Here is a 479-nt window from a genome sequence, read left to right as displayed (position 1 = left end):
GTGCAGGGCGGCTCGGGCTCGATCAACGCGATGATTTATGTTCGCGGCCCGCCGCACGATTTCGCCGACTGGGCCGCCGCCGGCAATGCGGGCTGGGCGTTTCGCGACCTGCTCCCGTACCTCCGCCAGCCCGAATCGCATCCGCTCGCCAACACCGCGCAGCACGGCCCCCACGGCCCCACCCCCATCCACCCGCAGCACGTACACGTGCCCCCGCACTGCCACCTTTCTCTACGAGGCGTGCCACAGGGCCGCCACCACCGCCGCGCCAGCACCCCGCCCCCCCCCAGCGCACGCCTCCTCCCCATGCACCTTACCAGTACCAGCGCAAGCCTCTCCGCGCCGTCGTCCACACTGCGCCACTCCCTGTCACTACGCCACTCCGCTCGCTATCCACGGCACGCCTCCACCACACTCTCCCATCCCCGCCATCTCGTCATTCCTACATGCTCCGCTGCTGCCAGCCTCGTCACCTCGGG

At 70.1% G+C, this 479-nt stretch carries 1 pseudogene; it reads left to right on the top strand.

What is annotated here, in order from left to right:
* Positions 1-30 precede the first annotated feature (30 nt).
* A pseudogene (locus tag A6V37_RS43165) lies at positions 31-479 on the top strand (hypothetical protein); the annotation flags it as partial.

Origin of the sequence: Paraburkholderia ginsengiterrae (genome assembly GCF_001645125.1) — a bacterium.
Classification (GTDB): domain Bacteria; phylum Pseudomonadota; class Gammaproteobacteria; order Burkholderiales; family Burkholderiaceae; genus Paraburkholderia; species Paraburkholderia ginsengiterrae.
This window is presented reverse-complemented; position numbering and strand designations above follow the sequence as displayed.